At 73.9% G+C, this 12,571-nt stretch carries 13 protein-coding genes; 5 read left to right on the top strand and 8 right to left on the bottom strand.

What is annotated here, in order from left to right; translation table 11 throughout:
- Positions 1-16 precede the first annotated feature (16 nt).
- The 3 genes from OG896_RS05880 (at position 17) to OG896_RS05870 (ending at position 2,037) form a co-directional block, all read left to right on the top strand.
- Positions 17-310 carry a YciI family protein gene (locus OG896_RS05880; protein WP_329363044.1) on the top strand — a complete coding sequence of 98 codons (294 nt, stop codon included), beginning with the start codon at positions 17-19 and terminating at the stop codon, positions 308-310.
- Positions 310-1,083, top strand: a complete 774-nt coding sequence (locus tag OG896_RS05875) for a fumarylacetoacetate hydrolase family protein (protein WP_329363042.1) — start codon at positions 310-312, stop codon at positions 1,081-1,083. Before OG896_RS05880 ends, OG896_RS05875 begins: the two co-directional genes overlap by 1 nt.
- 213 nt (positions 1,084-1,296) lie before the next feature.
- Positions 1,297-2,037: an IclR family transcriptional regulator gene (locus tag OG896_RS05870; protein WP_329363040.1), complete on the top strand. Its 741-nt coding sequence runs from the start codon at positions 1,297-1,299 to the stop codon at positions 2,035-2,037.
- Between the two features lie 57 nt (positions 2,038-2,094).
- Here the strand turns inward: OG896_RS05870 and OG896_RS05865 are convergent, their stop codons facing one another.
- Positions 2,095-2,814 carry a class I SAM-dependent methyltransferase gene (locus OG896_RS05865; RefSeq protein WP_329363038.1) on the bottom strand — a complete coding sequence of 240 codons (720 nt, stop codon included), beginning with the start codon at positions 2,812-2,814 and terminating at the stop codon, positions 2,095-2,097.
- Between the two features lie 239 nt (positions 2,815-3,053).
- Here OG896_RS05865 and OG896_RS05860 point away from each other — a divergent pair, with 239 nt between their 5' ends.
- Positions 3,054-4,907 (top strand): FAD/NAD(P)-binding protein, encoded by a 1,854-nt coding sequence (locus OG896_RS05860; RefSeq protein ID WP_329363036.1) that lies wholly within the window; start codon positions 3,054-3,056, stop codon positions 4,905-4,907.
- Between the two features lie 203 nt (positions 4,908-5,110).
- Positions 5,111-5,872 carry an SDR family oxidoreductase gene (locus OG896_RS05855; protein WP_329363034.1) on the top strand — a complete coding sequence of 254 codons (762 nt, stop codon included), beginning with the start codon at positions 5,111-5,113 and terminating at the stop codon, positions 5,870-5,872.
- Positions 5,873-5,991: 119 nt separating this feature from the next.
- Here OG896_RS05855 and OG896_RS05850 read toward each other — a convergent pair whose 3' ends face one another.
- From OG896_RS05850 to OG896_RS05820, 7 genes are read right to left on the bottom strand one after another with little or no spacing between them, the layout of a single operon-like run.
- On the bottom strand, positions 5,992-6,714 hold the full coding sequence (locus OG896_RS05850) for an alpha/beta fold hydrolase (RefSeq protein WP_329363032.1): 723 nt from the start codon (positions 6,712-6,714) through the stop codon (positions 5,992-5,994).
- Complete coding sequence (locus tag OG896_RS05845; RefSeq protein WP_329363030.1) at positions 6,711-7,640, bottom strand: DMT family transporter; 930 nt, start codon at positions 7,638-7,640, stop codon at positions 6,711-6,713. The genes OG896_RS05850 and OG896_RS05845 overlap by 4 nt, the downstream gene beginning before the upstream one ends.
- A 26-nt stretch (positions 7,641-7,666) precedes the next feature.
- The gene (locus OG896_RS05840; protein ID WP_329363027.1) at positions 7,667-9,250 is read right to left on the bottom strand and encodes an AMP-binding protein; all 1,584 of its coding nucleotides are present in this window, start codon (positions 9,248-9,250) and stop codon (positions 7,667-7,669) included.
- Positions 9,247-9,963, bottom strand: a complete 717-nt coding sequence (locus OG896_RS05835; RefSeq protein ID WP_329363025.1) for a 4'-phosphopantetheinyl transferase family protein — start codon at positions 9,961-9,963, stop codon at positions 9,247-9,249. The genes OG896_RS05840 and OG896_RS05835 overlap by 4 nt, the downstream gene beginning before the upstream one ends.
- Entirely contained in the window at positions 9,960-11,114 is a 1,155-nt protein-coding gene (locus OG896_RS05830) for an acyl-CoA dehydrogenase family protein (protein ID WP_329363023.1), read from the bottom strand. The genes OG896_RS05835 and OG896_RS05830 overlap by 4 nt, the downstream gene beginning before the upstream one ends.
- Position 11,115: 1 nt before the next feature.
- Complete coding sequence (locus OG896_RS05825; protein WP_329363021.1) at positions 11,116-12,330, bottom strand: acyl-CoA dehydrogenase family protein; 1,215 nt, start codon at positions 12,328-12,330, stop codon at positions 11,116-11,118.
- Positions 12,323-12,568: a phosphopantetheine-binding protein gene (locus tag OG896_RS05820; protein ID WP_329373736.1), complete on the bottom strand. Its 246-nt coding sequence runs from the start codon at positions 12,566-12,568 to the stop codon at positions 12,323-12,325. The genes OG896_RS05825 and OG896_RS05820 overlap by 8 nt, the downstream gene beginning before the upstream one ends.
- Positions 12,569-12,571: the final 3 nt, after the last annotated feature.

Raw genomic sequence — 12,571 nt, 5'->3', positions numbered from 1 at the left:
TGGAAGGAGAGCACCGATGGGAACCTTTGTCGTGGAGCGCACCTACGTGGGGGACCGCGGCGCCCGGGCCGGCTGGGTCCCGCAGCACCGCGCGTACCTGGAGGAACTGATCGAGCGCGGCGTCCTGCTGGCGGCGGGACCGGTGGCCGGTGTCAACGGCGGCCTGCTGGTCTACCGCGCCGCCGACCGGTCCGACCTGGACGACGTCCTGGCGGCCGACCCCTTCACCCAGGCCGGCCTGGTTGCCTCGGTGCGGGTGCTGGACTGGAACCCGACGACCGGCATCTGGGCCGCGAAGGGGGTGCACTGATGGAGATCGTGCGCGTGCGCACCGAGCGGGGCGCCTCCTACGGGCGGGTGGACCGTGCCTCCGGGACCGTCCACCTGCTGAAGGGGGAGACCTTCGTGGAGATCGTGCGCGATCTCCACGAAGGGGTGGCGGCCGAGTCGGGACAACTGGTCCTGTTCGAGGAGGAACTGCTGCTCGCCCCGGCCGAGCCGGGGAAGATCATCGTCATCGGCCGGAACTACGGCGGCCGCGCCGAGGAGGCCGGCCGCCTCGTGGTCCACCTCAAGCCGCCGACCGCCGTGATCGGGCCCAACGACCCGGTCGTCCTGCCGCGGATCTCCCGCGACACCCGCTTCGAGGGCGAACTCGCCGTCGTCATCGGGCGGGTCTGCCGGGACATCGCCCCTGAGCAGGCCGACGGGGCCGTCTTCGGCTACACCTGCGCCAACGACGTCACGGCGTGGGACGTGGGGAGCGACGGCGGCCAGTGGACCACGGCCAAGGGCTTCGACAGCTTCTGCCCGCTCGGCCCGTCGATCACCACGGACCTCGACCCGCTCCACGCGGAGATCACCACCCGGGTCAACGGCGAAGTCCGGCAGTCGGGTTCGACCGCCGGCCTGGTGCGAAGCGTCCACCAGCTGGTCGCGGACCTCAGCGCCCTGATGACGCTGCTGCCGGGGGACGTTCTGCTCACCGGCACCCCGGAGGGCAGCGCGGCCCTCCACGACGGCGACGTGGTGGAGGTGGGGATCGCCGGAGTCGGAGTGCTCCGCAACCCCGTCTCGGGGTAGGCCGCGCACGGCCGGCGAGCGGCCGCCCCGGGGGGAACCGGTGCCCGGGACCGGGCCACCCGGACCACCCGGGGCGTCCGCACCGGCCACCGGACCTGGCACGACCGCGAAGGCACCCGGTAAAGTGCCTGATAGCGTCCGAGGACTGACAGGCGACGGACGGTCCTCGTGGAGAGCAGATTGACGCAGCGAAGCACAGAGTCAGGGATCGTCATGGTGGACCGTGTCATCGCGGTCCTCGACGCCCTGGCCGGCGGCGGCTCCTCGCCTGCCGAACTCGCCCAGGAGACGGGCATAGCGCGTTCCACGATCTACCGCATCGCCGCCGCCCTCCAGTCGCACGACGTGGTCCAGCGGACCAGCGCCGGGGAGTACCTGCTCGGCACCCGCGTCCTGTCCTGGGGCACCGCGGCCGTCGCCGCCCTGCCGTGGCTGACCACGGTCCGCGACGTGCTGGGCACCCTCCACAAGGAGACCGGCGAGAGCGTGCAGTTCTACGTGCGCGAGGGCCGCGAGCGCCTCTGCGTCGCGGCCGTCGACCGCCCCACCGGGCTGCGGGAGACCGTCGCCGTCGGCGAGCGCCTCGCGCTGAACGCCGGGTCCGGGGCGAAGATCCTGCTCGCCTGGTCCGACGACTGGCAGCAGTTCGGCGACATCGACAAAGCGGAACTCGACCGTATCCGCCTGGAAGGCACCGCCTACAGCATCGCCGAACGCGAAGTCGGCGTCGCCAGTGTCAGCGCGGCCGTGATGACCGGCCCCAAACGGATACTCGGCGCCCTGTCGGTGAGCGGCCCCATGCAGCGGATCGTGCCCAACATCGAGCGGCTGCGCCTTCAGGCCGCCCGCGCCGCCCGCTGCCTCACCGCCTCCTGGGAGGACGGCGACTTCCCGCCGGGGGACCCGCTCGCGCCCGGGACGGAGACCGAGGACGCGCGCGACGAAACCGCCTGACCGCCGGTCAGCGCACCCGCGACCGGGCCCCGCGCGCCGGCCGGTCCCCGGTCCCGTTCACACCCACCCGGCCACCACCGCGAAGCGGTACCTCTTGTAGAGGCAGTCCACCTGGCTGAATCCCGCTTCCGCCAGCCAGCTCAGGTGCGTGGAGACGGGCGCGGGAAGGTCGTAGGCCATCCGCTTAACGGCCTCGTCGATCTCCCGCGGGCTCGCGCCGAGCGCGACCACCTCGCGGTGCCAGGTCTCCTCGTACAGCGCGTCCAGGGCGGGGGTGCCGCCGGCCACCTGCTCCGCGTTGACGAACACGCCGCCCGGCCTCATCACCTCGCGCACCCGCCGGTAGAGGTCGCGCTGGTCGGGGTGCGGAAGGTGGTGGATGGCCAGGGCGGAGATCACGATGTCGTACGGCCCCTGCGGCAGCGGCGCCCGCAGATCCTGCTCGTAGATCGTCCGTTCCACCGCGTAGAGGTCGAGCATCTGGTCGGCGACGGCCAGCATGGCGGCCGAGGAGTCGACCAGGTCGACGGAGGCGTTCGGCAGCGGGAGGGCCAGTTCCCCGCTGAACAGGCCGGTACCGGCGCCGAGGTCGAGGACCCGCGGCGCGGGGCCGTGCCCGCGCACGGCCACGTCGATCGCCAGGCCGTAGAAGTCGTTGAGGTGGGGGACCAGCCGCGAGCGGGCCTCGTCATAGCGCTTGGCGCCGTCGCCGAAAAGGCGCGAGACCTCCCCCTCCACGGTGCCCCCGAAGTCGTAGTCAACCGGACCGCTGCTCACTATAAAGTGCGAACCGGATTCCCCGTCACCGGACGTGGCCAAAACCCGGGCCCCCGGCCCTCGCGGGGGCGAGGCTCGCTGGAGAGATGACGGGGCGTCAATTATATTGACCAGGGGGCACTTCGCGGCCGGCCTGAGGCCGCCCCCAGGGCTGGGCCCGGAGCTGCGCCCGGCCTGCCGGACACTGCTCCGGCCGAGCACGCTTCCCCATCGGGTGAGGACGTTGCGAAGGAGCCTACGTGACGCGGGTTGAACCGTTCGGCATCGGTTTGGTGGGGGCGGGACCGAGGGGCCTGATCGCTCTGCAACGGCTGTGCTCGGGCCTCGCCGCGTCCGCGTCCGACCGGCCGGTCCACCTCCATGTGATCGACCCGTACGAGCCGGGCGCGGGGCGGGTGTGGCGCGGCGACCAGAGCAGGTCGCTGCTGATGAACAGCCCCTGCGCACGCGTGACGGTGTTCGGCGAACCGCCCCTGCCGGGCGAGCGTGCCGCACGGCCCACCGCGGGACCGACGCTGTGGGACTGGGCCCGCGCCGTGGCCGACGGCAGCGTCCCCGCCGACCCCCAGGCGGCGGCGGAGGCCCGTTCGCTGACCCCCGCGGCCTGCACCACCCGCGCCTTCCACGGCAGTTACCTCCGCTGGGCCTTCGACCACGTGCGCCGCAGCGCACCCGCACGGGTGCAGATCTTCGACCACCGCGCCACCGCCCGCGCGCTGGACGACGCCCCGAACGGCTGCCAGGCGGTCCGGATCGCCGCGGCCGACGGCCGGGAGCTGACGCTGACCGTGGACGCGGTCGTCCTCGCCCAGGGCCACGTCGACATGCTCCCCGACGCCGGCGAGGACTGGTTCGCCGGCTGGGCCCGGGCCCGGGGCCTGGTCCACGTACCCGCGTCGAATCCGGCCGACGTGAACCTTGACGGCATCGCCGCCGGCGAGCCGGTCCTGATCCGCGGCCTCGGCCTCAACTTCTTCGACTACGTGGCGATGCTGACCACGGGACGCGGCGGCCGCTACGAGCGCGCGGCGAACGGACGGCTGCGCTACCTGGCATCCGGGCGCGAGCCCGTGCTGTTCGCGGGGTCGGGCCGCGGCGTCCCGCAGCCCTCCCTGCCGGCCTCCGAGCCGCCCTCCGCGCCGGGCGTCGACCTCGCCGCCCGGCTGCGGGAGAGCGCGGGCAGCGGCCCGATCGACTTCCGCCGCCACATCTGGCCGCTGGCCCTGCACGAGATCGGACGGCTGCGCAACGCCCCGGCGGCGCCCGTGCCGGTCGACGACACCTCCGCCTCCCAGCGCGACGTCGACGCGCTGGTCCGGCCGGCCTCGGGGCTGACCTTCCGCAGCCCCGGCGAATACCGCGAGTGGGCCGCCCGGTTGATGCGTACGGACCTGCGGCCCGAGGGCGCGCGCCCCGAAGCGGTCGGCCGCGCGCTGAGCTCGGTGCGGCGGCAGGTCCGCGACCTCGCGCGCGAGGGCCGCATCAGCGGCAGGTCCTTCCGCGACCACGTCCTGGGGACCTTCGCCTCCCTGGACAACGTGGGCGCGGAGGGACCGCAGAGCGCCCGGCTGGAGGAGCTGTCGGCCCTGATGGACAGTGCTGCCGTCTGCCTGGTCGGCCCGCACATGCTGATCGAGGCCGACGAGGACGCCGGGCGGTTCGCCGCGTACTCACCGGCGGTGAGCGGCAGCCGGGTCGTCGCGCGCTGCCTGATCGAGGCCCACCTGCCGGCGCCCGACATCCGCCGCACCAGCGACCCGCTGCTGCGCCATCTCGCCGCTACCGGCCAGATCCGCCAGCGCTCCCTCCCGGACGGCCGGGGGGACTACGCCACCGGAGCGCTCGACGTCGACACCGCGACGGTGGCGGTCGTCCGTGCCGACGGGACGCCCCACCCGCGGCGCTTCGGCTACGGCCCGCCGACCGAACTCGTGCCCTGGGTCACCTCCCTCGACGTGTCGGGCATTGTCGGTGAGGCGTTCCGGGACGCCGATCGCATCGCCGCGGGGTGCCTGCGCCTCATGGACACGGCCGACCGCTCCCTCGACCCGGTGGCCTGCTCGGCGCGCTACTCCGTTCCGCATTCACCGTGACCAAGAAATCGAACGGCTCGCCGACTCGAAGAGCCGACCGGCCGGCAAAGGCGAGACGGCGCCGATCGGGGCCATCCAGCGGTGGCACGCGCTGTGTTGGATCTCGGATAGAGTCAGGGCCGGGCCTGCGGTGGTGCGTTGAAGGAAATACCAGCGCTCCTCGCGTCTGAACACAGCGGATTCAGTGGAGCCGGCGGAGTCATATGGACCTGGGAATTGACGGCAAAGTCTTCCTGATCACCGGTGGGACCAAGGGACTCGGCCTCGCCGCCGCCCATGCCCTCGTCGGTGAGGGCGCTCGGGTGGTGGTCTCCTCACGCAACCAGGCCGCGGTCGACGAGGCCGCGGCGGCGTTGGGCGGCCCGGAGAACGTGCTGGGCCTGGCCGCTGACAACGCGGACGCCCTGGCGGCGGAGCAGATGGTGGCCTCCGCCCTGCGCCACTTCGGCCGGTTGGACGGCGTGCTGATCAGCGTGGGCGGGCCGCCCACCGGCCCGATCACCACGATCACCGATGAGCAGTGGCGGGATTCCTTCGAGTCGGTATTCCTCGGTGCGTTGCGCCTCGCCCGTGCCGCCGCACCCGTACTCCCGTCCGACGGATCGATCGGATTCGTCCTGTCGTTGTCCGTGAAATCCCCCTGGCCGAACATAAGCGTCTCCAACGGCTTGCGCCCGGGGCTCGCTATGGCCGCCAAAACACTCGCCGACGAGCTGGGTCCACGCGGCATCAGGGTCAACGGCTTCGTTGTCGGCTCGATCGCCACCGACCGGCTCAAAAGCCTGGAGTCGGCCAACGACGATCCGGCGCGGGCCCGCGCCGAACGGACCGCCGAAATCCCGTTGCGACGCTACGGCACACCTGAGGAGTTCGGCCGCCTTGCCGCGGTCATCCTGTCGCCGATTGCGTCCTACGTCACCGGCACCATGATCCACATCGATGGCGGCGCCCTGCGCACCCTGTGACCTACGCCCGGCGGAAGGGGTTGGGGATGCCGGGCCCCGCGAGTTCCCCGGCGCCTGTCACGGCTTCACGGCTGCCGGAGGTCAAGCGCGCGGGAGCCGCCCCAAAAGGGACGGGCGGCTCAGCGTGCCGCGATGAGACCGTCGACGAACGGCTGGACGTGGCCCAGCAGTTCGTCCTGGTGGGGTGGGGTGAAGATCTCGAAGTGGCCGCAGTTCAGGTCCCGGACGGTGAGGCGGGTGGCGAGCGAGCGCCAGCGGGCGATCTGCGCCTCGCGGTCGGGGCTCGCGCAAGCGAGCAGGAGTGTGGGGGTGTCGCTGGGCTGTCGGACGCGATGGGTTCGTGCGGCGGTGAGATGGGCGGCGGCGGTGGAGCGCAGCAGCGCCGGTTCGAAGCCCGAGGACAGCCCGCTGACGGAGTGTTCGATGCTGTCGAGTGGGTGGGAGCGCAGCAGCGCGTTGTCCGGTTCCAGTTCGGGGTGGCTGTCGATCATGACGACGGCGGGCGGCGGAGTGTCCCCGGCGTTCCCCGCGGCAGCGGCCTGTGCGGCCAGCTCCCAGGCGAGGATGCCGCCGAGCGACCAGCCGGCGAGCAGGGCGGGTGGTCGGGGCAGCCGGTCGAGGAGTTCCCGGTAGGCGGCCGCCATCCGTGGGACGCTCCGCTCCGGGCGCTCGCCGGGCAGCAGGCCCGCGGCGCGGATGCCGTAGACCGTGCCGTGCCGGGCCAGTCGCCGGGCCAGGCGGAGGTACTGGCCGAGCCCGCCGCCGGCGGGGTGGATCAGCACGGTGTCCAGCGGGCCGCTGCGCCGGCCCAGGGTCATGAGCAGCCCGGGTTCTTCGCTCATCGGCCGGCCCGCTGGGTGACGGCGATGCACACCAGCACCGCGACCGCGGCGACGGCCGCGATCACCGGCGGGCGCTCGCCCAGCATCGGAACCGACCAGATCAGGGTGAGCAGCGGCTGGGAGAGCAGGATCTGGCTGGCCCGGGTGATGCCGATGGCCGCGATCCCGCGGTACCAGACCAGCGGGCCGAGGAACTGCGCCCCGGCGCCCAGCCAGATCAGGCCGATCAGCGAGCGCGCGGTGGGGTGCGGATGGTCGACGAGCAGGGCGGCCACCGAGCCGGCGGCCGTGAGCGGCAGGCAGATCACCAGGGCCCAGGCGATCACCTGCCAGCCCGGCATGGCCCGGGCCAGCAGCCCGCCCTCGGTGTACGCCGCCGCGGCGACCAGCAGTGACGCGAACAGGTACAGGTCCGCCGCCGAGAACGTCCCGCCGCCCTGCTGGAACGCGAACCCGACGACCACCGCCGCCCCGGTCAGCGCGGCGGCCCAGAACACCGGCGGCGGCCTGACCCCGGTCCGCGCGGTGCCGTAGACGGCCGTGGTCAGCGGCAGGAGCCCGGCGATCACCGCGGCGTGGGTGGAGGTGGTGGTCTGTAGCGCCAGCGTGGTCAGCAGCGGGTATCCGACGATCAACCCGCCCGCCACGGTGGCCAGTCCGGCCCAGTGCGCGCGCCGGGGGAGGGGGACGCGCCGGGCCAGCAGGCAGCCGCCCGCGATCAGCGCGGCCAGCACGGCGCGCACGGTGGTCACCGTCCAGGGGCCCATGCCCTCCAGGGCCCAGGCGGTGGTCGGGAAGGTCAGCGAGAAGACCACCACCCCCGCCACGGCCGACACGCTCCCCGGCACTCTCGCTCGATCGGCGCCCTCCGCTACGTCCGCCGGTGCGGCGGCTCGCCGGGTGGTCGCGCCGGGCTCCACGTTCATGGCGGGGCCTTTCCTCATCGCGCTCATCAGGGGTTCCGCGCCAGCGCCTCGCGTAGCGCCGTACGGTCGATCTTTCCGTTGGTGTTGTAGGGGAAGGAACGACGGACGCTGACGGTCACCGGCACCATATAGGCGGGCAACCGCTCCCGTAGCCCCGCCAGCAGGGTGTCCGGGTCGAGCCGGGCGCCGGACTGCGCGGTGCAGGCGGCTGCGAGCCGCTCCTGTCCGGCGGCGCCGTCGAGTGACAGCACGACCGCCTCGTTGACGCCCGGTAGCGCGCGCAACGCCGCCTCGATCTCGCCGAGTTCGACGCGGTAGCCGCGGATCTTGATCTGGTGGTCGAGCCGGCCCAGGTGGACCAGCCCGTCCGGGCTCCGGCGCACCCGGTCCCCGGTGCGGTACCAGAGGTCGTCGGAGGGGGGATCGGCCCGTTCGACCACGGTGGTACACCCCTGCTCCCGGCGCAGGAAGCGCCCGATGTTGTCCTGGGGGTCGAGATAGCCCGGGAAGCGCTGGACGCCTCGTACGCACAGCTCTCCCTCGTCGGCCTCGCGGCCGTCCTCGTCGACGACCAGGTGCTCCAGGCCGGGGTAGAGGGTGCCGATCGGTACGGCGCCGCCCGGCCCGGCGGCGGGCGTGCTGCCGGCGGGAGTGCCGGTGCCGGCGGCGGGAGTGCCCGGTGCGGGCATCCGGAACTCGGTGCAGCTGAGGGTGAGTTCGGTGGGGCCGTAGAGGTTCTCCAGCACGCTGTTCGGCGCGGCCCGCTGCCACGCGCTCGCCTGGGCGAGGGTGAGCGTCTCGCCGCAGAACAGGCTCCAGCGCAGTGACGGCATGCTGTCCGGGGCCAGCGCCCGCAGCCGCCGGGCGAAGGAGATGACCGAGGGCACGGAGAACCAGTGGGTCAGCCGTTCGCGGGCGACGAAGCGGGCGGGTGCCAGGACGTCGTCGGGGCCCGGCACCACCAGCGTCGCGCCCGATCCCCAGGCCGCGAAGAGGTCGAAGACCGAGAGGTCGAAGGTGAGCTCGAAGGTCTGCGACAGCCGTGCGCCGACGTCCAGTTGGTAGCGGTTGATGACATGGCTCAGATAGGCGTCGACGGAACGGTGCTGGATCGGGACGCCCTTGGGGGAGCCGGTCGATCCCGAGGTGAACAGGACGTAGCCGATGTCCCGCGGTCCCCGGGCGCCCGCCGGGAGGGCCGGCAACGCGCGCGCGGGCGGGAGGGAACCGAGGTCGGGCGAGAGCAGCCGGGCGCCCAACTCCGCTGTGCCGTAGTCGGGTTGGGCGAGGACCAGATCGAGCCCGGCCGCCTTGGCGATGGCCGCGTTGCGGGCCGCCGGGAAGGCCGGGTTGAGCGGCACCACGCTCGCGCCCAGCCGCTGGACGGCCAGATAGCCCGCGTAGGCGTGCGGGGTACGGGAGGCCAGCAGCCCGATCCGCCGCAGCGGCCGGCCGGGGTCCGCCGCGTGCAGCGCTTCGGCCAACCGGCCTGCCAGGTCGCCGAGTTCGGCGTAACTCCAGGGCCGGCCGCCGACTTCCAGGGCCACCGCGGCGGGATGGCGGCGCGCGGTGTCGGCGAACCACCCGTACATGCCGCGCTGTGGGGTCATGGCTGCTGCTCCGCGGGCTCGATGGGGAACGGGGCCGGTGCGCCGTAGGCGACGCTCAGGGGGAGGGATGTCCGGTCGCGCAGCGACACCCAGCAGTAGCGGCCCCAGCTGCCGGCCCGCGCCGCCGGGCGGACCCGGACCCGCCAGGGCCGCCCGGCGAAGCCGCTGCCCTCGGCCTTGACGCACGCCTCCTGGACCGTCCACAGCCAGGCGAACTCGGTGGTCCGGCGCTCGGCCGGCAGCCGGGCCCACTCCTCGGCGCGGCCCTGGGTGCAGCGCCGCAGCAGGGCGGGCCGGACCTCCGCCGGGACGTGCTGGACGTCGACGCCGACCGCGCGGTCCAGTGCCGCGCAGACGGCGACGGCCCCCCGGTCGTGGCTGATGCTGATGCCGATCCGGGGCCGGCCGGCCAGGGCGGGGCGGCCACCCGGCTCGTAGACGACGGGCGCGCCGGCGGCCTCCGGGTACCGCGCCCGGAGCAGGGCACGCAACAGCCCTCGGCCCGCGAGCAGTTCGGCGGCCCGCCACGGCGGAAGGCCGTCGGCCGCGGCCAGATCCTCCCGGGTCGGAGGCACGTGCGGCGCGGGCTCCTGGTGGCGGTCGAACCGCTCCTCGTCGTGGCAGGCGCCCCGCCTCTCGTGGAGGGCGACCCAGATGCCCGGGGCGGCTTCGAGCCGCAGGCCCGGCCCCGTGGCCGGCGGCGGTACGGTCATGGCGTCAGCCCGTCCAACACGGCGTCCAGACGCTCGGCGACGATGTCCAGGGTCACCTCGGTGGTGCCGCCGCCGATGCCGAAGATCGCCGCCTCGGCGCGCAGCGCCTGCGCCCCGCCCCGTGCGAAGCCGTCGGCGCCCTGCAACCGCGCGCACTCCGCGAGCACATGGTCCACCGTCGCCCCCGACGCGGCCTTGAGGAGGGCGGCCGCGGTGCCGTCCCGCTCGTCGGCGATCCGGTCCCGCAGCTGCGTCCACAGGGCGTGCAGCCCGGCGACGCGGACCGCGCACTCGGCCAGGCGCTGGCGGACGCCGGACCGCCGGCGCAGCGCCGTGTCCTCGACGATGCGGCTGCCCAGCCGCCGGTCGGTGTCGGCGATGATCCTGCGGCACAGGTCGATCGCCCAGCCCGCGGAGGCCAGCCGCTCCACCGCGATGTGCTGGGCGAAGGCCGCCATGCCGCGGCCCTGCCGCCCCACCAGGTGGTCCGTCGTCAACCGGACGTCGGAGAAGCGGAGATGGCCGACCCCGGAGCCGGCGAACAGCTCGGTGTCCGCGGGCTCGGCCGTGACCCCCGGAGCGTCCAGGGGCACCAGGACCCAGGTGAAGTTGGTGAAGTGCCGCCCGGGCGACCGGCGGGCCAGGACCAGGGCGTCGCCGGCGGTGGTCGCCGAGGTCACCCAGCGCTTGGTGCCGTCGACCACCAGCCCGTCGGGACGCGTGCGGACCGTGGTGGTGAGCGCCGCCAGGTCGGAGCCCGCGCCCTCGTCCGTGGCGGCCAGGGCGACCAGCCGCTCGCCGCGCAGCGCCGCCTCCAGGCACGCGGCGGTCGTCTTCGAGCGGGAGCCCGCGGCGAGCAGCGGCACCGCCGACGCCAGGTGGACGCAGAGCGAGAGCACCGGGCCCAGCGCCCCCTCGGCGTCGGCGGCGGCCAGCAGTTCCCTGAGCACGACCGGGTCGAGCCGGCCAGGTGCGGGGTGCGGGTAGAGCCGCCGGAACTCCCCGGCGTCTGCGAACTCCTTGAGGAGCCGGTGGACGCGGGCCGGGGTAACGGCCTTTGGGGGAACGGCGGTTGGGGTATCGGGGACGGGGAGATCGGGGGCCGGGGGCGCGGCGCCCGGGGGAACAGCGGCGGCGCGGGCGTCAGGCACGTCAGGCAAAGGACACCCCCGCGTCGAGCAGGGCGAGGACGCCGTCCGCCTGGTGGAGACGGTCGTTGCTGTAGTTGAGCGGTGCGGAGCGCAGATCGCGCAACGCCTTCTCCAGGCGGGTGGGCGAGTTCCTGAGATAGCCGTGCCGCAGACCGACGGCGTCGATCAGGTCCTCCACGGCGCGATGGCACTCCTCGGAGGCGGTCAGCTTGAGGCTGTTGATCAGCAACTGGTTGCGGGGCAGCGAGACATCGGTGCCGCCCTCGGCGGCGGCGGTGACCACGGCGGCGGTGTGGCGCAGCAGCGCGTGGACGGTGTCCAGCCGCTGCCGGGCCCGGGAGAGCCGGCTCAGCAGCAGCTCCGACTCGAGCCGGCCGTCCTTGCCGTCCTTGCCCCGGGCGGACTCCCGCAGCATCCGCAGCACCCGGGACAGCGCCCCCGCGGCCGTGCCGAGCCAGCAGGCCGACCAGCCCAGGTGCGCCAGCGGACCGAGGGTCTGGAGCACCACCGCGCGGAACTCGCCGTGCTCGCCGACGACTTGGTGTCCCGGGATGCTGCCGGTCAGCCGCAGGGCCACGCTGTGGCTGGCCCGCATCCCGAGCGGGTCCCACTCTCCGGAGGCGGTGATCTCCAGCTGGTCGCGGCGGGCGAAGACCAGGGAGACCGCGTCGGCGGAGGGCGCCTCGGGAGCGCGCATGCTGATCAGGAAGCCGTCGGCGTACGCCCCGCCGGTCACGATCGGCGCGAACCGGTCGAGTTCCAGGTGCCCGGACCGCCCTTCGTCCGCGGAGAGTTGGGCGCCCGCGGTGAGCAGATGGCCGCCCTTGCCCGGTTCCGTGGTCACCGACGCCAGGTACATCCGCCCGGCCGCGATCTGCGGCAGCAACTCCTCGGCGAGCGGCGGGGCGGCGTGGGTGACCACGCAGGCCACCTGCTGGCAGTGCATCGCGAAGATCAGAGCCGCGGACAGGTCGGTGCGGCCCAGCGCGATGCTCACGTCCAGCAGTTCGTCCAGGGTGCCGCCCAGGCCGCCGTACTCGGTGGGGACCATCAGCCCGAGCAGCCCGCCGGCCCGCAGCTCGTCGAGCACCGCGACCGGGAACTCGGCCGCCGCGTCGGTCTGCTGGGCGTACTTCTCGGCCACCGCGCGGGCCTGATCGGTCTGCCGGGCGAAGCGGCCGCCGGCCGCCGGGCGGGGACGCGCGGACTCAGACATCGGCGCCGCCCTCCTGTGCCGCGACCGCCGACCACAGCGCGCCGGCCGTGCTGAAGGTCTTCTCGACCAGCGCCTCGTCGGGCAGTTCGACGCCCAGCTCGTCCTCCAGGGCGAGCAGCAGCTCGATCGACTGCATGGAGGTCAGCCCGGCCTCCCGCAGCCGGGTGTCCGGGGTGATCGGCCGGTCGGCCAGGTGGGGGAGGAAAGGCCGGAGTATCCCGGTGAAGCGTTCGTCCATCAC

Source organism: Streptomyces sp. NBC_00669 (assembly GCF_036226785.1).
GTDB lineage: Bacteria > Actinomycetota > Actinomycetes > Streptomycetales > Streptomycetaceae > Actinacidiphila.
Note: the sequence above shows the minus strand (reverse complement) of the source record. Positions and strands in the feature narration are given on the sequence as shown.